The organism is Streptomyces sp. NPDC054047, from assembly GCF_055585065.1.
In genome coordinates, this window is record NZ_JBVJKV010000002.1 from 1 (window position 1) to 18,371 (window position 18,371).

The following is an 18,371-nucleotide window of genomic DNA, read 5'->3' on the forward strand; positions in this document are numbered from 1 at the left end:
CTGTGGTGGCTTGGGCGCCCCCGTCTTCCCCCCCGGGGCGCCCCGCGCCCCGCCCCCGTTTAGCGCGTGTACGCGTCGGCCGGCCCGGCCGGGGCGGGGGGGGGGCCCCCCGACTGCGTACGACGAAGTGCTGCTCCCGGAAGCGCTACTCCTGCTCCCGGAGGCGCTACTCCTGCTTCTTGCGGCGCGTGCCGAAGACGATCTCGTCCCAGCTGGGCACCGCCGCACGCCGCCCGGGGCGGACGCCGTCGGCCTCCGCCTGGCGGTCGGTGGTGCCGACGAGACGGTCGCGGTGGCTGGCCACCGAGCGGGGCATCAGGACGTCCGCGTACGCGGAACCCGCCCCGGCCGACGCCGCGGGGGGCTCCTCGGCCTCCGGGTCCTGCTCGGGCTCCTCCACGGGCGGCAGGTCCGTGGCCGGCAGCGCGGGGCGCTCCGGCACGATCATGTCGCCGCGGAAGCTCGGCACCGCCTCCAGGAGGCTGGTGAGCGAGTCCCGCTCCGACTCGGAGACGGACGCGGTCGCACCGGTCGCGGTGCCGTCCTCCGAGGGCTCCGGGGGCAGCGGTGCGCTCGGGCGCTCCAACTGCCGGTCCAGGGCACGGTCGAGCGGCCGGTCGAGCGAGGGCCTGTCCCGGGGCAGCCGGGCGATGCGCGGCACGAACGGGAAGCTCGGCTCGGGCGCGGCGATGTCGTCCGTCTCGCCGATCAGCGAACGGGCCTCGTCGTCCACGGCCTGTACGAGCCGCCGGGGCGGGTCGTACGTCCAGCTCGCGGAGTGCGGCTCGGTCGCGACGCGGTAGACGAGCAGGACCTCCCAGGTGCCGTCGTCGCGGCGCCAGGAGTCCCACTGAATGGTTTCCTTGTCGGCGCCGCGCAGGAGCAGTCGCTCCGACACGGCCTCGCCGAGCTGGGGTCCGGTGTTCTCGCCGGGACGGCGCACGGGGGTCTTCCGGGCCCGCTCGGCCATGAAGGCGCGCTCGGCGAGCACGGGTCCTTCGAAGCGGCGGACGCGATCGACGGGGATTCCGGCGAGCGAGGCGACTTCCTCCGCGCTGGCACCCGCACGTATCCGTGCCTGGATGTCGCGGGGGCGGAGGTGGCTCTCCACCTCGATCTCGATCTGGCCGAGACGCGGGCGGTCACCGCGCACCGCGGCGCGCAGTCGCTCGTCGATCGGAAGCGTGTACTCCGTGCTGTCCGCAGCTTTCAGCACCAGCCGTGTGCCGTCGTTGCTGACGGCCACGACACGCAGTTCGGGCATGGGGACCTCCCGGGTGGTGCCTGCCGACGTCACGTGCGTCGCTGCTTCCGCTAGTCGAGTGTGGCCTGCCCGGGTGCAGCCTGCCACAACCTTGCCGAGTTGCCCGGCGTGTCGGGCATGGGCCCTAGGTCGCCGTTATGGCACGGTTACCTTTTCGCAACTCTCAGTGACCACTTCGGTCACCCTGTGCAGCGAGCCCCCTCCCGGCGGTCCTGGAAGGCCCCGGGCACCCAGGTGGGAGACCGGACCCAGGGCTCGCAACAGTACTCCATTCGGGCCACGCGGGTGGTCCGCCGCGCCGCCGAACTTCTCGCGGGGGACGGGAGTTGGCGCCCCGGGATACCCGGGCAGGGTGGTGCATGAGTGGCACACTTCACGGAATCTCCAGAAACGGAACTATCCCCAACACCCATACGTCCCTTTCTCGTGTAGTCAGTCGAGAAAGGCAGGCAAGGGTCGGAGATGCGTGAAAAGCCGGATTCCGGCGAGGAATCCAAGGGCCAGGAGGAGTCGGAGAAGCGGCGCCTTGATCTGAGTCTGCCGCAGGTGGCGGGGAGCGCCGTGGCCGCCGTCGTGGGAGCGAAGCTCGCCGCGAGCTTCGGCGTCTACGGCACGATCCTCGGCGCCGGCCTGGTGAGCGTGGTCGCGACCTGTGGCGGCACGATCTTCCAGCACTTCTTCCGCCGCACGGGCGAGCAGATACGTGACGTGGCGGTGCAGGCCAAGCCGCGGGCGCACCAGGTGCCGCTGACCGATGCCCAGGGCGCGCCGGTGGCCGAGACGTTCAGGGCGGCGGCGTACACGGGAGCGGCGGCGCACGGCGGTGCCGGGCCCGTGACGACGACCTGGGGGAGGGCGGTCGAGCCGGACGCCACCTCGGTGCTGCCGGCCGCCGACGCCGACCGCACGACCGTGCTGCCGGTGACCTCGGACGTCGACGCGGACCGCACGACCCTGCTGCCCGTGGCGGAACCCGCGGCGGACGCCGACGCCGACAAGACGCAGCTGCTCGGGTCGATCGACGCCACGCGGCCGGTGCCCCGGGACGACGCCACGCGCGTGCTGCGCCAGGCGGCGCCCGCCGTGCCGATGGAGCCGGTCGTGCCGCCGCTTCCCTCGGACGAGTTCACCGACGGCACCACGCATCGCACGCGAATTCGGAGCTGGAAGCGGCCGTTGATCGCCGCCGCGGTCGTCTTCGGTGTGGCCATGGCCGGGATCACGACGTACGAGATCGTCTCGGGCGAGGACTTCAGCGGCGGTCACGGCACCACGATCGGCAACGGCTTCTCGGGCAAGAACGGCTCGCGGGACCAGCCGACCCCGCCCTCGACCGACCCCTCCGGGCAGCCGTCCGACGGCCCCTCGACGGGTACGGGCGACGGATCGCAGCAGGACGGCGGCGCTTCGCAGGACCCGGACGGGACGAACCCGCAGTCCCCGGACACCGGAAACGACTCGGATTCAGGTTCGAAGGACGACCCTGACAAGGGTTCGGACTCCGGCGACGACTCCAAGACGGATCCGACGCCGACACCTACGCCCACGCCGACCCCGACACCCACTCCGACCCCGACTCCGTCGAGCGGCGCCGGAAGCGGCGACGACGCGCAGCGGGACGCGACCCCCAACCCGTAGACGGCCGCTCCGTCGCTCCGTCGCTCAGTCGCCCAGGACGCGCCGCAAGTAGGCGTTGCCGAACATGCGGTCCGGGTCCAGGCGGTCGCGCAGGGCCGTGAACTCGGCGAAGCGCGGATAGGCTCGCGCGAAGTACTCGGCGTCCCGGGTGTGGAGCTTGCCCCAGTGGGGCCGGCCCTCGTGCGCGGTGAAGATCCGCTCGGCGGCGGTGAAGTACGCCTGGTAGGGCGTGCCCCGGTACATGTGGACGGCGATGTACGCGCTGTCCCGGCCCGAGGCCGTGGACAGCGTGATGTCGTCCGCGGGGGCCGTGCGGACCTCCACGGGGAAGCTGATGCGCAGGTTCGAGCGCTCCACCATCGCCTTGAGCTCGCGCAGCGTCTCCACGAGGGCCTCCCGCGGAACGGCGTACTCCATCTCCACGAAGCGCACGCGGCGCGGGCTTGTGAAGACCTTGTAGGGGATGTCCGTATAGGTGCGGGCGGAGAGCGCCTTGCTGGAGATCTTGGCGATGCCCGGGATGGTCGCGGGGACGGCCCTGCCGACCGAGTTGACCACCTGGAAGAGGCCGTTGGAGAGAATCTCGTCCTCCACGAAGGCGCTGATCCTGCCCGGCGGGTCCTCGGGGCCCGCGCTGCGGTTGTTGCGCTTGGTGGTGCAGTTGCCGGTGTGCGGGAACCAGTAGAACTCGAAGTGCTCGTTCTCGGCGTACAGCGCGTCGAACTCGCTCGTGACCTTGTCGAAGGTCATCGGCTCCTCGCGGGCGGTGAGGAAGAAGACGGGCTCCACGGCGAAGGTGATCGCGCTGATCACACCGAGTGCGCCGATGCCGATCCGGGCCGCCGCGAAGACCTCTGGATTCTCCTTCTCCGAGCAGGTCAGGACCGTGCCGTCCGCCGTGACCAGTTCAAGTGCCGTGATCTGCGCGGAGATCGACGCCGAATCGCGGCCGGTGCCGTGGGTTCCGGTGCTGATCGCGCCGGAGACCGTCTGCTCCATGATGTCGCCCATGTTCGTGAGCGAGAGGCCCTCGCGGGCGAGCGCCGCGTTCAGACGCTTCAGCGGAGTGCCCGCTTCCACGGTGACGGTGCCGGCCTCGCGGTCGATCCGGCGGATGCCGGTGAGGAGGTCGGGGCGTATCAGGAGGCCGTCGGTCGCCGCGGCCGCCGTGAAGGAGTGGCCGGTGCCGACCGGCTTCACCCTGAGGCCGTCGTCCTTGGCCTGCCGCAGCGCCGCGGTGAGCTCGTCGACCGACGCGGGGGTGACCTCCCTGGCCGGACGGGCGCTGACGGTGCCCGCCCAGTTACGCCACGCTGCTGTGCTCTTCCCGCTGCCCGTTGCCGTGCTCATGGGTTCCTCCCCGTCGCGGAACCGGCTTCTTCAGCCGGCGATACCCCAGGAGACCGACCGCCACCGCGACGGCCCCGGAGAGACCGGGTACCGCGTACCCGGCGTCCGAACCGGCTGCGTCGATGACCCAGCCGGCCGCGGAGGAGCCGAGCGCGACGCCGACCGCGAGTCCGGTGCTCACCCAGGTCATGCCCTCGGTCAGCTTCGCGCGTGGTACGTGCTGTTCGACGAGGGCCATCGTCGTGATCATGGTCGGCGCTATGGAGAGGCCCGCGATGAACAACGCCACGGCCAGAAACGGAAGGTTCCCGACCAACTGAAGCGGGATCATACTCACGGCCATCGCACAGACACCCAGCAGCCACCTCGGGGCGGGCGCCCCCTTGAAGTGCATGAGCCCGAAGGCCGCCCCCGCCACACAGGAGCCGAGCGCGTACACCGCGAGCACCAGGCTCGCCGCGGCCTTGTGCCCCTGGTCCTCTGCGTACGCCACGGTCACCACGTCGATGGACCCGAAGATCGCACCCGTCGCCACGAACGTCGCGACCAGGACCTGTAGCCCGCCGGAGCGCAACGCCGAGCCCTTGGTGTGGTGTTCACGCCCGTGCGGCACGGGCTCGGTGGCCCGCTGGGACGTCAGCCAGAAGACACCCACGGCCAGGAAGACGCCCGCCATGAGCGGCCCGGCCTCGGGGAACCACACCGTGGAGAGCCCGATCGAGATGATCGGCCCGAAGATGAAGCAGATCTCGTCCACCACGGACTCGAAGGAGTACGCGGTGTGCAGCTGCGGGGTGTCCCGGTAGAGCACCGCCCAGCGCGCCCTGATCATCGAGCCGACGCTCGGCACGCAGCCGACGAGCGCGGCGAAGGCGAAGAGCGTGAAGTCCGGGAGTTCGTACGTCGCGCAGAGCAGCAGCCCGGCGACCGCGGCCAGGGACGCCAGGGTCGCGGGCCGCAGTACACGGCGCTGTCCGTACCGGTCGACCAGGCGCGAGATCTGCGGGCCGATCGCGGCGGCGGACAGGGCGACGGTCGCGGAGAGCGCGCCCGCGAGTCCGTACCGCCCGGTGAGCTGGGACACCATCGTCACGATGCCGATGCCCATCATCGACAGCGGCATCCGTCCGAGGAAGCCGGCCGTCGAGAACCCCTTGGTGCCGGGGGCGGCGAAGATGGCGCGGTAGGGGCTTGGCACGTGGGACTCCGCTGAGGCGCCGGCGGGTCTCCGTGCGGACCATGTACGGAGCCGCGCCGGTAAGGCGTAAAGATGGCTGATACAGCTTACGGCTCCGACAGGCCCGACCGCACCGTGATTTTCGGCTGTCAGCGGCGGGTGGCAGGATCGGATGCATGTCCGATGCGCTCGATGCCTCTCCCTATGACGCCCTGCTGCTGCTCTCGTTCGGCGGCCCCGAAGGCCCCGACGACGTGGTCCCGTTCCTGGAGAACGTGACACGGGGCCGCGGCATCCCCAAGGAGCGGCTCAAGGAGGTGGGCCAGCACTACTTCCTGTTCGGCGGGGTCAGCCCCATCAACGACCAGAACCGCGCCCTGCTCGACGCCCTGCGCAAGGACTTCGCGGAGCACGGCCTTGACCTGCCGGTCTACTGGGGCAACCGCAACTGGGCGCCCCATCTGACCGACACCCTGCGCGAACTCGTCCAGGACGGCCACCGCCGCGTGCTCGTCCTCGCGACCAGCGCGTACGCCTCGTACTCGGGCTGCCGCCAGTACCGCGAGAACCTGGCGGAGTCCCTCGCCGTGCTCGCCTCGGAGGGCCTTGAGGTGCCGCGCGTCGACAAGCTGCGGCACTACTTCAACCACCCCGGCTTCGTCCGCCCCATGATCGACGGGGTCATCAAGTCCCTGGGCGAACTGCCCGACGACGTACGCGAAGGGGCGCACCTCGCCTTCACCACGCACTCCATCCCGACCGCGGCGGCCGACACCTCGGGGCGCGTCGAGGACCACGGGGACGGCGGAGCGTACGTCGCGGAGCACCTGGACGTGGCCCGGCTCATCGCCGACGCGGTGCGCGAGGAGACCGGCGTCGAGCACCCCTGGCAGCTCGTCTACCAGTCGCGCAGCGGCGCCCCGCACATCCCGTGGCTGGAGCCGGACATCTGCGATCACCTGGAGGAGCGGCACGCCGCGGGCGCACCCGCCGTGGTGATGGTCCCGATCGGCTTCGTCTCGGACCACATGGAGGTGCTGTACGACCTCGACACCGAGGCCGACGCGAAGGGCGCGGAGCTGGGCCTGCCGGTCCGCCGCTCGGCCACGGTCGGCGCCGACCCGCGGTTCGCCGCCGCGGTGCGGGAGCTGGTCCTGGAGCGGGCCGGCACGGAGAGCGGTCGCGCGGTCGCGCCCTGCGCCCTGGGAGCGCTCGGCGCGAGCCACGACCTGTGCCCGGTGGGCTGCTGCCCCTCGCGCGCCCCGAAGCCCGCGGCAGCGGGCGCCGACAGCCCGTACGCGTAACCCACGAAGGCACCAGGAGCACCGTGACCGACCCCGCAGACCAGCAGCTGAAGGCCGAACTCCTGAGCGTCGCCCTGGAGGCCGCGCACCGCGCCGGGGCCTTCCTGCGCGACGGGCGCCCGGACGACCTGGGCGTGGCCGCCACGAAGACCAGCGCGGTCGACGTGGTCACCGAGATGGACATCGCCTCCGAGAAGCTGATCACCGACTTCCTCGCCGAGCGCAGGCCGGACGACGGCGTGCTCGGCGAGGAGGGCGCGAGCTCCGAGGGCAGCAGCGGCGTCCAGTGGGTGATCGACCCCATCGACGGCACCGTCAACTACCTCTACGGACGCCCCGACTGGTCCGTGTCCATCGCGGCGCTCAAGGACGGCGAGACGCTCGTCGGCGTGGTGCACGCCCCGATGCGCGGCGAGACCTACCGCGCGGTCCTCGCAGAGGGCGCCTTCGTCAACGACAGGCCCGCGCACACCCGCCCCGCGCCCCCGTTCGACCAGGCCCTCGTCGGCACCGGCTTCGGGTACGTCGCCGCGCGCCGCGCCCACCAGGCCGAGGTGGCCCGGCAGTTGATCCCCCTGGTCCGGGACATCCGCCGCGGAGGCTCGGCGGCGATCGACCTGTGCGACGTGGCGCTGGGCCGCCTGGACGCGTACTACGAGCGCGGCCTCAACCCGTGGGACTTCGCCGCCGGTGACCTCGTCGCGCGGGAGGCGGGCGCGCTGACCGGCGGACGGCCCGGTCGGGCCCTGTCGGGCGAGCTGACCGTAGCGGCCCCGCCCGGCCTCTTCGAGGACCTTCAGGGACGCCTGGAGGAGTTCGGCGCCTGGCACGACTGACCGGCCCCGCGTGAACGCGCACGCAGAAGGGCCCCGGCATCTCGTCCACGGATGCCGGGGCCCCTCTGCTGGTCTGCTGGCTGCTGTCGAGCGGCTCAGGCGTGCAGCACGCCGACCTCCACCCCGTGCTCGGCGGCCAGCCGGTGGAGATCTTCGAGCTCGGCCTGCTCGACCTCGGCAAGGAAGTCGTCGCCCGTCTCACGGGCCTTCGTGAGGTCGGATTCCGTGGCCTTTATGCGCTGCAGCAGTCCTGCGGTAAAAGCGTCCATGGTTGCGCCCCCTCGGCTGGGTCGTGGGTCGATGGCACGGGGGTGTGCCCTCAAGGAAGGGGCGATCACGTCTCAAGCCGCCCCCTGGGGAAAGCGGGTTGTGGCGCGCCACATACAAAGCGTGATCGCGGGTGTGTGGTCGTCCTCCCCGGGCTCCCTTCCACGGAAACCTCAACCGTCGGAGAAAATCCCGCATTCCCCGGCCGAGACCCCGCCTTACAGCCGGTTTATGACCGAAAGGGGCAGGATAGAGGCCACACCCCACGAACAGACCTGCCCTCAGGGGCACAGAGGAAGGACAGCGCCGTGCGCGTACTCGTCGTCGAGGACGAGCAGCTGCTCGCCGATGCGGTGGCCACCGGACTACGCCGGGAGGCCATGGCCGTCGACGTCGTGTACGACGGAGCGGCCGCCCTGGAACGTATCGGGGTCAACGACTACGACGTCGTGGTGCTCGACCGGGACCTCCCGCTCGTGCACGGCGACGACGTCTGCCGCAAGATCGTCGAGCTCGGCATGCCGACCCGCGTCCTGATGCTCACCGCGTCGGGCGACGTCAGCGACCGTGTCGAGGGCCTGGAGATCGGCGCCGACGACTATCTCCCCAAGCCCTTCGCGTTCAGCGAGCTCACGGCACGCGTGCGTGCCCTCGGCCGGCGTACGAGCGTCCCGCTGCCGCCCGTCCTGGAGCGCGCCGGGATCAAGCTCGACCCGAACCGCCGCGAGATCTTCCGCGACGGCAAGGAGATCCAGCTCGCGCCCAAGGAGTTCGCCGTCCTCGAAGTGCTGCTGCGCAGCGAGGGCGCCGTCGTCTCCGCCGAGCAGCTCCTGGAGAAGGCCTGGGACGAGAACACCGACCCGTTCACGAACGTGGTCCGGGTGACCGTCATGACCCTGCGGCGGAAGCTCGGCGAGCCCGCCGTCATCGTGACGGTGCCCGGCTCCGGCTACCGGATCTGATCCCCGGTGGCCGCGACCCCGGCGCCACCAGCAGCGCCTCCGAAACCCACCTGGGACCCCCGGAAGGCCGAAGTGCCCTTCCCGTGGCTGCGCCCCACGATCCGCATACGGCTCACGCTCCTGTACGGGGGCATGTTCCTGATCGCGGGCATCCTGCTGCTCTCGATCATCTATCTGCTCGCCGCGCAGGCCCTGAACGTGGGGACCGACCTGCCGTTCGCCATCGAGGGCGGATCCACGGTGAGCAGCAAGACCTGCCACAACCTGCCGACCGGGACCCAGATCCCCGCGGACCAGCTCAACTCCGCGCTGAACGAGTGCGTCAACAAGATGCGCCAGAACGCTCTGGACAACCTCCTGAGCCGCTCGCTGCTCGCCCTGCTCGGGCTCGCGGTGATCGCCTTCGCCTTCGGTTACGCGATGGCGGGACGCGTCCTGTCGCCGCTGGGCCGCATCACGCGCACCGCGCGCAGGGTGGCCGGCACGGACCTGTCCCGGCGCATCGAACTGGACGGCCCGGACGACGAGTTGAAGGAGCTCTCGGACACCTTCGACGAGATGCTCGACCGCCTGGAGCGGGCCTTCACCGCCCAGCAGCGGTTCGTCGGCAACGCCTCGCACGAGCTGCGCACACCGCTGGCGATCAACCGCACGCTGCTCGAGGTGCAGCTCTCCGACCCGGCGGCGCCCCCCGAGCTCCAGCAGCTCGGCAAGACGCTCCTGGCCACGAACGAACGCAGTGAGCAGCTCGTGGAGGGTCTGCTGCTGCTCGCCCGCAGCGACAACCAGATCGTGGAGCGCAAACCGGTCGACCTCGCCGAGGTCGCCGACCGGGCCGTCGACCAGGTGTGGTCCGAGGCCGACGCGAAGGGCGTGGAGATCCGCGGGGAGCGGGCCCCGGCCGTCGTGCAGGGCAACGGCGTCCTCCTGGAGCGGATCGCCCTGAACCTCGTCCAGAACGCCGTCAGGTACAACGTGCCGGACGAGGGCTGGGTCGAGGTCACCACGGAGGCACAGCACGGTCAGGCGGTCCTGGTGGTGTCGAACACGGGCCCCGTGGTGCCCGCGTACGAGATCGACAACCTCTTCGAGCCGTTCCGGCGGCTGCGGACCGAGCGCACGGGCAGCGACAAGGGCGTGGGACTCGGCCTGTCGATCGCCCGGTCGGTGGCGCGGGCCCACGGGGGCCGTATCATCGCGGAGCCGCGCGAGGGGGGAGGGCTCGTGATGCGAGTCACCCTTCCTCTCTGAGATGCTGCCGCGGACGCGCCGCGGTGTTCGCTTTGCGCGGAATTTTTAGGAACTGTTCCTGGAGATTTCGTGTGCGATCGATCACAGGGGCGAATTTTCGGCCATCTACTCTCCGTGATCGTGAAAGTCGTCGGAAAGCCGGGAAAATCCGGGTTTTCAGGGGTCTTGATCACGGGAAGTACACGGGGTGGCGCCTGTGAAGTGCGACATTCGGACCGTGTACGGTCCCGATCGCCATCCAAACCGATCACCCCTTGAGGGGTGCGGTTGGGTGTCGATTGAGTAACAGACCTTGATGTGAGGCAAAATCTCCGCCTCAGGTCGGGCACAAGTCCGGCCTCTCACGCGTTACGTGCGCTGAGACACCGCAGACACCCAGAGGGGGAGAGCGACATGGCAACGGACTACGACACCCCACGCAAGACCGACGATGACGTCAACGAGGACAGCATCGAGGAACTGAAGGCGCGGCGGAACGACAAGTCGACGTCGGCCGTAGACGTGGACGAGTTCGAGGCCGCAGAGGGCCTCGAACTGCCCGGCGCGGACCTGTCGAACGAGGAGCTCGCCGTTCGGGTGCTCCCGAAGCAGCAGGACGAGTTCACCTGCATGAGCTGCTTCCTGGTGCACCACCGCAGCCAGCTGGCCAGGGAGAAGAACGGCCAGCCGATCTGCCGCGACTGCGACTAGGGCAGGGTCGGCCGTGACAGGCTCGACCCCGCCTAGGAAGCGCCGCTTCCGCAAGCGCGGAGCGGACCAACAGAGCGCCGCCCCCGACGGCGTACGCGACGACGAGCGGGGCTCTTCCCCCACAGGAACAGCCTCGCTCGGACCAGCGAACGCCCTGGAGGTGGCAGACGACGGGACGGCGGACGACATGGCGTCCAGGACCAACGGGTCCAAGGGCCGCGTTGCCGCCGTCACGGACGGAGTCAAGGCGGGCGTACGCATGAGCGGACGCGGCGCCAAGGCCGGCATCGGCTACCTCGCCGACCGGCTCATCGAGAACGCCCCGCGGATCCCGGTCCGCGACCTGGACACCCTCCGCAAGCAGTTCCCGGGCCTGGATGCCGAGCGGCTCGCGGACAAACTCATCTCCGGCGCGGCCAACGCGACCTCGACCGTCGGGGCCGGAGTCGGCGCCGCGGCGATGATGCCCGTGCCGCCCGCGATGCCGGCGGAGATGGCCGCCGAGATCACCGGCGTGGCGGCCATCGAACTGAAGCTGATCGCCGAGCTCCACGAGGTCTACGGCCGGCGTCCGCCGGGCAACCTCAAGGAGCGCAGCTCCGCCTACCTCACGGCGTGGACCGAGGAGCGCGGCATCGACGTGGTCAAACCCGCGTCGATCAACTCCGCGCTCGGCGGTCAGATGAAGCGCGAGCTGCGCCAGCAGATCATGAAGCGCATGGTGCGCAACCTCCCGAACCTGATGCCCTTCATGGTGGGCGCCGCAGTCGGGGCGGTGATGAACCGCCGTGACACCAAGAAGCTAGCTGAGCGGGTCCGTACGGACCTGCGGAGGTCGCAGGTGCCCTGGGAGGCCCTGCCCGAGCTGCCGCCCCTTGAGCAGCCCGTGAGGCCTCTGGACCCCCTGCACCCCCTGCGTCCTGGCGGCCCGTCCAAGGAGCTGGGGCGCTGACGCGGCAGACCCCGCAGCACGTCCCCGGACAGCAGGTCCCTAAGAAGCCCGTACCGCGGTGAGCGCTGCCGCGAGCCCCTCGGGGTTCCGCGTCGACACGTACACGTACGGAGTCGGGTCCTGCGGGTCCGTGATCTCGACGCGCAGCGCCGTGGGGATGTAGGCGCGCAGCAGCATGAAGGCGCGCGCATCGGCCTGCGGGCCGCGCCAGGCGCGCGCCCCTTCCGCGTCCAGGATCTCGGGCTCGCCCAGGGCGGAGAGCGGGATCTTCGCGTCGCCCACGACCAGGGAGCCCGACACCACGCGGATCCGCGGGGAGCCGTACGCACTGGTGACGACCGCGGCGACCGCCGTGCCGGCGACCAGGCCGCCGAGCAGCGGCAGGGTCCCGAAGGGGACCATGATCAGTGCCGTCGCGACGCCGACCAGGAGCGAGACAAGCCACCAGGAGCGGGGCGCCGTCAGGCGTTCTTCGTAAGGCTGCATGTACGCAAGCTTGGCACGATGAGCTGAGTCAGCGGACTCGCGGGTAAGGTCTGCGGCTGTGAGTGGTACTTCAGCAGCTCTGACGCCCCCGGCCGACGCCATAGCGCCGGTCCGCCACCCCGACGCGCCCGCCCCCGGCGAGCTCATCGGAGCCCATTACGAGCACTGTTTCGGCTGCGGCGAAGGGCAGGCCCACGGGCTGCACCTCGCGGCGTACGCCGGTGAAGGCGTGGGCGTCACCGCCGAGTTCACCGTCCGGGAGGCCCACCAGGGCGCGCCGGGCCTGGCCCACGGCGGGGTGCTCGCCACGGCGCTCGACGAGACGCTGGGCTCGCTGAACTGGCTGCTGCGGGTGATCGCCGTGACCGGACGGCTCGAGACCGACTTCGCGCTGCCCGTGCCGCTGGGCACCGTGCTCTTCCTCGAGGCCGAGGTGACCGCCGTCGCAGGGCGGAAGATCTACTCCCGGGCCACCGGGCGGATCGGCGGCCCCGAGGGGCCCGTCGCCGTCCGTGCCAAGGCCCTCTTCATCGAGGTCAAGGTCGACCACTTCGTCGAGAACGGCCGCCCGGAGGAGATCCGGGCCGCCATGGACGACCCGGACCAGCTCCGCCGCGCACGCGCTTTCGAGGTGAACCCGTGACCCCCGCCCCCCGACCGGAGCTCGACGTCCTGATCCGCCGCGTCGACCCCGAGGTACCGCTGCCGTCGTACGCGCAGCCCGGCGACGCCGGAGCGGATCTGCGGACCACCCAGGCGCACGAACTCGCGCCGGGCGAGCGGGTGGTGCTGCCCACCGGGGTGTCTGTCGCGCTGCCCGAGGGGTACGCGGCCTTCGTGCACCCGCGATCCGGTCTCGCCGCCCGCTGCGGTGTCGCCCTGGTGAATGCCCCAGGGACGGTGGATGCCGGGTACCGTGGAGAGATCAAGGTGATCGTGGTGAATCTCGACCCGCGCGAGCGTGTGCGGTTCGAGCGCTTCGACCGGATTGCCCAACTGGTCGTCCAGCAGGTCGAGAAGGTGCGCTTCCGCGAGGTGGCGGAGCTTCCCGACTCGGCGCGGGCCGAGGGGGGCTTCGGGTCCACCGGCGGCCATGCCGCCGTGGGCGCAGGCTCGGGTCAACAAACGGGTGGGAATCGATACGCATCGGTCGTATCTGACCGGGAAGGACAGTGACGTGTTCGGACGTCGCAAGAAGGACAGTGCCGCCGAGGACGCGGCGGGCGAGGCCGAGCAGGTCGTCGAGGACGCTGACCGTGACAGTGATGACACGGCCGCGGCGTCGTCGCGCGTGAGGCTCGAGCCCGAGCCCCGCCCCGACGGTCCCTGGGATGTCTCGGAGGTCCGGGAGCCCGGCGAGGGTCGAGTCGACCTGGGCGGCCTCTTCGTACCGGGTGTCGAGGGCATGGAGCTGCGGGTGGAGGTCGCGGGTGACGCGATCGTCGCGGCGACCGTCGTGCTCCAGGACAGCGCCATCCAGCTCCAGGGCTTCGCCGCCCCCAAGAAGCAGGGCATCTGGGGCGAGGTCCGCGAGGAGATCGCCTCCGGCATTACCCAGCAGGGCGGTGTCATCGACGAGGTCGAGGGCCCCCTTGGCTGGGAGCTGCGCGCGCAGGTGCCGGTGCAGCTGCCGGACGGCACGGGTGGCGTGCAGGTCGTGCGCTTCATCGGTGTCGACGGCCCGCGGTGGTTCCTGCGCGGGGTCATCTCCGGCCAGGGCGCGGTGCAGCCGCAGGCCGCGGGTCTCCTGGAGCAGATCTTCCGGGACACCGTCATCGTGCGCGGCGAGGGCCCGATGGCGCCCCGCGACCCGATCGTCCTGAAGCTGCCGGACGACGCCCAGATGGTCGCCGAGGGCGCGGTCCAGCAGGAGCAGCAGGAGGGCTCGCGCTTCTCCGGCGGCATGGGCCAGCTCCAGCGGGGCCCCGAGATCACCGAGGTGCGCTGAGCGCATCCAGACGTGCGCAGGCGCCTGAGCGCCTGATCGCGAAGCAGAGGCCGGGTGGGCCGCACTCCCTGACGGGAGTGCGGCCCACCCGGCGTTTTTGCAGGTGAGGGCGGGAGAGCGCAGGAAACCGTAAGAGAGTCGTCAATGGAGCGCCGGCGGACGTAAGGGAGCCGTCAACGGCGGTCGAATCCAGCCACGGAGGGGGTTTGCTCAAGGCGTCAGATCAATCGCATCTCATCTAGGAGCACACGATGGCCGACGTGGCCTTCGTCGTCACCACGATCGCGGTCTTCGCGCTGGTGGCGTTCATCGCCAAGGGGGTGGCGAAGCTGTGACTGCCGAGAACATCGTCGGTCTCGTCGTGGCCGTCGCCCTGCTGGGCTATCTCGTCCTCGCTCTCGTGTTCCCGGAGAGGTTCTGAGTACGGATATGAGCCCTGTTCTTGCCGGTGTGCTCCAGTTCCTCGCGCTGATCGTGGCGCTGGCCCTGGCATACCGTCCGCTTGGTGACTACATGGCCAAGGTCTACTCCTCCGACAAGCACCTGCGGGTCGAGAAGTGGATCTACAAGGGCATAGGCGCCAACCCCAACGCCGAGATGCGCTGGCCCGCCTACCTGCGCGGAGTGCTCGCCTTCTCCGCCGTGAGCGTGCTCTTCCTCTATCTGCTCCAGCGGCTCCAGGGCTCGCTGCCCGGATCGCTGGGCTTCAAGGCGATCGATCCCGACCAGGCGTTCAACACCGCTGCCTCGTTCGTGGCGAACACCAACTGGCAGTCGTACTACGGCGAGCAGGCCATGGGCCACGTCGTGCAGACCGGCGGCCTCGCGGTGCAGAACTTCGTCTCCGCGGCCGTGGGCATCGCCGTGGCGGTGGCCCTGGTGCGCGGCTTCGCCCGCTCCCGCACGGGCGAGCTGGGGAACTTCTGGTCCGACCTGGTGCGCGGTGTCGTACGCGTCCTGATCCCGATCTCCGTGATCGGCGCGCTCGTCCTGGTCGCCTGTGGCGCGATCCAGAACTTCTCCGGCATCCACGGAGTCGGCCAGTTCCTGGGCGGCGGCCAGGAGTGGAACGGCGGGGCGGTGGCCTCGCAGGAGGTCATCAAGGAGCTGGGCACCAACGGTGGCGGCTACTTCAACGCCAACTCCGCCCACCCCTTCGAGAACCCGAACGGCTTCTCCAACCTCTTCGAGGTCTTCCTGATCCTGCTGATCCCGTTCGCGATCACGCGAACCTTCGGGCGGATGGTCGGTTCCCTCAGGCAGGGGTACGCGATCCTCGCCACGATGGTCACCATCTGGGTCGGGTTCACCGCGCTGATGATGTGGACGGAGTTCCACCACGGGGCTCCCGCACTCGACGTCGCGGGCGGTGCGATGGAGGGCAAGGAGACGCGGTTCGGGATCGCGGGCTCGGCGATCTTCTCGGTCGCCACCACGCTGACCTCGACGGGTGCGGTCAACTCCTTCCACTCCTCCAACACCGGCTTCGGCGGCGGGCTCGATCTGCTCGGCATGCAGCTGGGTGAGATCGCGCCGGGCGGCACCGGGTCGGGTCTGTACGGCATGCTGATCATGGCGATCATCGCGGTGTTCATCGCCGGTCTGATGGTGGGCCGTACGCCGGAGTACCTCGGCAAGAAGATCGGCACCCGCGAGATCAAGCTGGCGGCCTGCTACATCCTCGTCACCCCCGCCCTGGTGCTCGGCTTCACGGCGGTGTCGATGGCGCTGCCCACCCCCAAGGACTCGATGCTCAACTCCGGGGCGCACGGCTTCTCGGAGATCCTCTACGCCTACACCTCGGGCGCCAACAACAACGGTTCGGCGTTCGCGGGGCTGAGCGCGGACACGAACTGGTTCAACACCACGATCGGGCTCGCGATGCTGCTCGGCCGGTTCCTGCCGATGGTGTTCGTCCTCGCCCTCGCGGGTTCGCTGGCCGAGCAGAAGCCGATCCCGGCGACGGCGGGCACGCTGCGTACCGAGAAGCCCCTGTTCACCGGGCTGCTGGTCGGCACCATCATGATCATCACCGGTCTGACCTACTTCCCCGCGCTGGCCCTCGGGCCGCTGGCCGAGGGGCTCGCGTCATGACCACCGACACAAGGAAGCCAGAGGAGCCCGGCTCCATGTCCACCGCTACTCCCACCCGTGCGCCGCACCAGGACGTGCCCGGCGGGCACCAGGACGCCAAGGGCGACAGCCGTGTCGGCGGGGGCCTGTTCGACCCCAAGCAGCTCCTGAAGTCCTTCCCGGACGCCGTGCGGAAGCTCGACCCGCGGGTGATGGTCAAGTCGCCCGTCATGTTCGTGGTGCTCGTCGGCTCGGTGATCACCACGGTCCTCGCGGTCAAGGAGCCGGGGGACTGGTTCGGCTGGGCGATCACCGCCTGGCTCTGGCTCACCACGATCTTCGCCAACCTGGCGGAGGCCGTGGCCGAGGGCCGCGGCAAGGCGCAGGCGGACACCTTGCGCAAGGCCAAGACCGACACGGTGGCGCGCCGCCTGAACGGCACGACCGAGGAGCAGGTGCCCGGCACCGAGCTGCGCATCGGCGACCTGGTCGTCTGCGAGGCGGGCGACGTGATCCCCGGCGACGGCGACGTCGTCGAGGGGGTCGCGAGCGTCGACGAGTCGGCGATCACCGGCGAATCGGCCCCGGTCATCCGGGAGTCGGGCGGTGACCGCTCGGCCGTCACCGGCGGCACGAAGGTCCTCTCCGACCGCATCGTCATCAAGATCACGACGAAGCCGGGCGAGACCTTCATCGACCGCATGATCAACCTGGTCGAGGGCGCGGCCCGGCAGAAGACGCCCAACGAGATCGCGCTCAACATCCTTCTCGCGTCCCTCACCATCGTCTTCCTGCTCGCCGTCGTCACGCTCCAGCCGTTCGCCGTGTACGCCGGTGCCGAGCAGTCCATGATCGTGCTTGCCGCGCTCCTGGTGTGCCTGATCCCGACGACCATCGGCGCGCTGCTCTCCGCGATCGGCATCGCGGGCATGGACCGCCTGGTCCAGCGCAACGTGCTCGCCATGTCCGGACGGGCGGTCGAGGCCGCCGGTGACGTCTCCACGCTGCTGCTCGACAAGACGGGCACCATCACGCTCGGCAACCGGCAGGCCGCCGAGTTCGTGCCGGTGCGCGGGACCACCGAGGCCGAACTCGCGGACGCCGCCCAGCTCTCGTCGCTGGCCGACGAGACGCCCGAGGGCCGCTCCATCGTCGTACTGGCGAAGGAGAAGTACGGGCTTCGCGAGCGCCACCAGGGTGAGCTGGAGGGGGCCGAGTGGGTCGCCTTCACCGCGCAGACGCGGATGTCGGGTGTCGACCTCGTCGAGGGCGGGACCGGGCGCGAGGTCCGCAAGGGCGCGACCGGTTCGGTCGTCGCCTGGGTCACCGAGAACGGCGGCACCGTCGCACAGGACGCGCAGGGCCTGACCGACACCATCTCGCAGGCCGGCGGCACACCGCTGCTCGTCGCGGCCAAGGACGAGAAGGGGGCGCGGGTCCTCGGCGTCATCCACCTCAAGGACGTCGTCAAGGAGGGCATGCGGGAGCGGTTCGACGAGCTGCGGCGCATGGGCATCAAGACGGTCATGATCACGGGTGACAACCCGCTGACCGCCAAGGCGATCGCGGACGAGGCGGGCGTGGACGACTTCCTCGCCGAGGCCACGCCCGAGGACAAGATGGCGCTGATCAAGCGCGAGCAGGCCGGCGGCAAGCTCGTCGCGATGACCGGTGACGGCACGAACGACGCGCCCGCGCTCGCCCAGGCGGACGTGGGCGTGGCCATGAACACCGGCACCTCGGCCGCCAAGGAGGCCGGGAACATGGTGGACCTGGACTCCAACCCCACCAAGCTCATCGAGATCGTCGAGATCGGCAAGCAACTCCTGATCACCCGGGGCGCGTTGACGACCTTCTCGATCGCCAACGACGTCGCGAAGTACTTCGCGATCATCCCCGCCATGTTCGCCGTGGTCTATCCCGGTCTCGACAAGCTCAACATCATGAACCTGTCGTCACCGGAGTCGGCCATTCTGTCGGCCGTCATCTTCAACGCGCTGATCATCATCGCCCTGGTGCCGCTGGCCCTGAAGGGTGTGCGGTACCGGCCGATGAGCGCGGACAAGATGCTGCGGCGCAACCTCGGTGTCTACGGGCTCGGCGGTCTCGTCGCCCCGTTCATCGGCATCAAGATCATCGACCTGATCATCTCCCTCATTCCCGGGCTGTAGTT

The 18,371-nt window shown here is 70.3% G+C and carries 18 protein-coding genes; 13 read left to right on the forward strand and 5 right to left on the reverse strand.

The window, feature by feature from the left end; genetic code table 11:
• Positions 1 to 166: 166 nt before the first annotated feature.
• A complete protein-coding gene (sepH, locus tag ACZ6ZP_RS06770; protein ID WP_351173849.1) occupies positions 167 to 1,264 on the reverse strand; it encodes a septation protein SepH in 1,098 nt (365 codons plus the stop codon).
• A 462-nt stretch (positions 1,265 to 1,726) separates the two neighbouring features.
• Between sepH and ACZ6ZP_RS06775 the strand changes: the two genes are divergently transcribed.
• Complete coding sequence (locus tag ACZ6ZP_RS06775) at positions 1,727 to 2,902, forward strand: hypothetical protein (protein ID WP_469405831.1); 1,176 nt, start codon at positions 1,727 to 1,729, stop codon at positions 2,900 to 2,902.
• A gap of 24 nt (positions 2,903 to 2,926) precedes the next feature.
• Here ACZ6ZP_RS06775 and ACZ6ZP_RS06780 read toward each other — a convergent pair whose 3' ends face one another.
• The gene (locus ACZ6ZP_RS06780; RefSeq protein WP_361468176.1) at positions 2,927 to 4,252 is read right to left on the reverse strand and encodes a D-arabinono-1,4-lactone oxidase; all 1,326 of its coding nucleotides are present in this window, start codon (positions 4,250 to 4,252) and stop codon (positions 2,927 to 2,929) included.
• Positions 4,206 to 5,450 carry an MFS transporter gene (locus ACZ6ZP_RS06785; protein ID WP_468612491.1) on the reverse strand — a complete coding sequence of 415 codons (1,245 nt, stop codon included), beginning with the start codon at positions 5,448 to 5,450 and terminating at the stop codon, positions 4,206 to 4,208. The genes ACZ6ZP_RS06780 and ACZ6ZP_RS06785 overlap by 47 nt, the downstream gene beginning before the upstream one ends.
• 155 nt (positions 5,451 to 5,605) lie before the next feature.
• Here ACZ6ZP_RS06785 and ACZ6ZP_RS06790 point away from each other — a divergent pair, with 155 nt between their 5' ends.
• Together ACZ6ZP_RS06790 and ACZ6ZP_RS06795 are read left to right on the forward strand one after the other, a co-directional pair.
• The gene (locus ACZ6ZP_RS06790; protein WP_469405834.1) at positions 5,606 to 6,733 is read left to right on the forward strand and encodes a ferrochelatase; all 1,128 of its coding nucleotides are present in this window, start codon (positions 5,606 to 5,608) and stop codon (positions 6,731 to 6,733) included.
• A 23-nt stretch (positions 6,734 to 6,756) separates the two neighbouring features.
• Positions 6,757 to 7,569 carry an inositol monophosphatase family protein gene (locus ACZ6ZP_RS06795; RefSeq protein WP_351173864.1) on the forward strand — a complete coding sequence of 271 codons (813 nt, stop codon included), beginning with the start codon at positions 6,757 to 6,759 and terminating at the stop codon, positions 7,567 to 7,569.
• Positions 7,570 to 7,664: 95 nt separating this feature from the next.
• Here ACZ6ZP_RS06795 and ACZ6ZP_RS06800 read toward each other — a convergent pair whose 3' ends face one another.
• Positions 7,665 to 7,838, reverse strand: a complete 174-nt coding sequence (locus ACZ6ZP_RS06800; RefSeq protein ID WP_351173867.1) for a hypothetical protein — start codon at positions 7,836 to 7,838, stop codon at positions 7,665 to 7,667.
• Between the two features lie 306 nt (positions 7,839 to 8,144).
• On the opposite strand from ACZ6ZP_RS06800, the gene ACZ6ZP_RS06805 reads away from it, so the two are divergent.
• From ACZ6ZP_RS06805 to ACZ6ZP_RS06820, 4 genes are all read left to right on the forward strand, one after another.
• Positions 8,145 to 8,798 carry a response regulator transcription factor gene (locus ACZ6ZP_RS06805; RefSeq protein WP_135331070.1) on the forward strand — a complete coding sequence of 218 codons (654 nt, stop codon included), beginning with the start codon at positions 8,145 to 8,147 and terminating at the stop codon, positions 8,796 to 8,798.
• Positions 8,799 to 8,804: 6 nt separating this feature from the next.
• Positions 8,805 to 10,049, forward strand: coding sequence for a sensor histidine kinase (locus tag ACZ6ZP_RS06810; RefSeq protein WP_351173870.1), 1,245 nt, complete (start codon positions 8,805 to 8,807; stop codon positions 10,047 to 10,049).
• 393 nt (positions 10,050 to 10,442) lie between these two features.
• On the forward strand, positions 10,443 to 10,739 hold the full coding sequence (locus ACZ6ZP_RS06815) for a DUF4193 domain-containing protein (RefSeq protein WP_055544889.1): 297 nt from the start codon (positions 10,443 to 10,445) through the stop codon (positions 10,737 to 10,739).
• A 13-nt stretch (positions 10,740 to 10,752) separates the two neighbouring features.
• Positions 10,753 to 11,691, forward strand: a complete 939-nt coding sequence (locus ACZ6ZP_RS06820; protein ID WP_351173874.1) for a hypothetical protein — start codon at positions 10,753 to 10,755, stop codon at positions 11,689 to 11,691.
• A 39-nt stretch (positions 11,692 to 11,730) separates the two neighbouring features.
• Here ACZ6ZP_RS06820 and ACZ6ZP_RS06825 read toward each other — a convergent pair whose 3' ends face one another.
• Positions 11,731 to 12,177 (reverse strand): DUF3093 domain-containing protein, encoded by a 447-nt coding sequence (locus tag ACZ6ZP_RS06825; RefSeq protein ID WP_469405838.1) that lies wholly within the window; start codon positions 12,175 to 12,177, stop codon positions 11,731 to 11,733.
• Positions 12,178 to 12,235: 58 nt separating this feature from the next.
• On the opposite strand from ACZ6ZP_RS06825, the gene ACZ6ZP_RS06830 reads away from it, so the two are divergent.
• The 6 genes from ACZ6ZP_RS06830 (at position 12,236) to kdpB (ending at position 18,369) form a co-directional block, all read left to right on the forward strand.
• Complete coding sequence (locus ACZ6ZP_RS06830; protein WP_351173880.1) at positions 12,236 to 12,820, forward strand: PaaI family thioesterase; 585 nt, start codon at positions 12,236 to 12,238, stop codon at positions 12,818 to 12,820.
• Positions 12,817 to 13,353, forward strand: coding sequence for a dUTP diphosphatase (gene dut, locus ACZ6ZP_RS06835; protein WP_351173883.1), 537 nt, complete (start codon positions 12,817 to 12,819; stop codon positions 13,351 to 13,353). Before ACZ6ZP_RS06830 ends, dut begins: the two co-directional genes overlap by 4 nt.
• A 1-nt stretch (position 13,354) precedes the next feature.
• Complete coding sequence (locus ACZ6ZP_RS06840; RefSeq protein ID WP_351173886.1) at positions 13,355 to 14,125, forward strand: DUF3710 domain-containing protein; 771 nt, start codon at positions 13,355 to 13,357, stop codon at positions 14,123 to 14,125.
• Between the two features lie 331 nt (positions 14,126 to 14,456).
• Positions 14,457 to 14,546: a K(+)-transporting ATPase subunit F gene (kdpF, locus tag ACZ6ZP_RS06845; protein ID WP_033264828.1), complete on the forward strand. Its 90-nt coding sequence runs from the start codon at positions 14,457 to 14,459 to the stop codon at positions 14,544 to 14,546.
• 8 nt (positions 14,547 to 14,554) lie between these two features.
• Positions 14,555 to 16,219: a potassium-transporting ATPase subunit KdpA gene (gene kdpA, locus ACZ6ZP_RS06850; protein ID WP_383823833.1), complete on the forward strand. Its 1,665-nt coding sequence runs from the start codon at positions 14,555 to 14,557 to the stop codon at positions 16,217 to 16,219.
• A complete protein-coding gene (kdpB, locus tag ACZ6ZP_RS06855) occupies positions 16,216 to 18,369 on the forward strand; it encodes a potassium-transporting ATPase subunit KdpB (RefSeq protein WP_361468161.1) in 2,154 nt (717 codons plus the stop codon). Before kdpA ends, kdpB begins: the two co-directional genes overlap by 4 nt.
• Positions 18,370 to 18,371 lie beyond the last annotated feature (2 nt).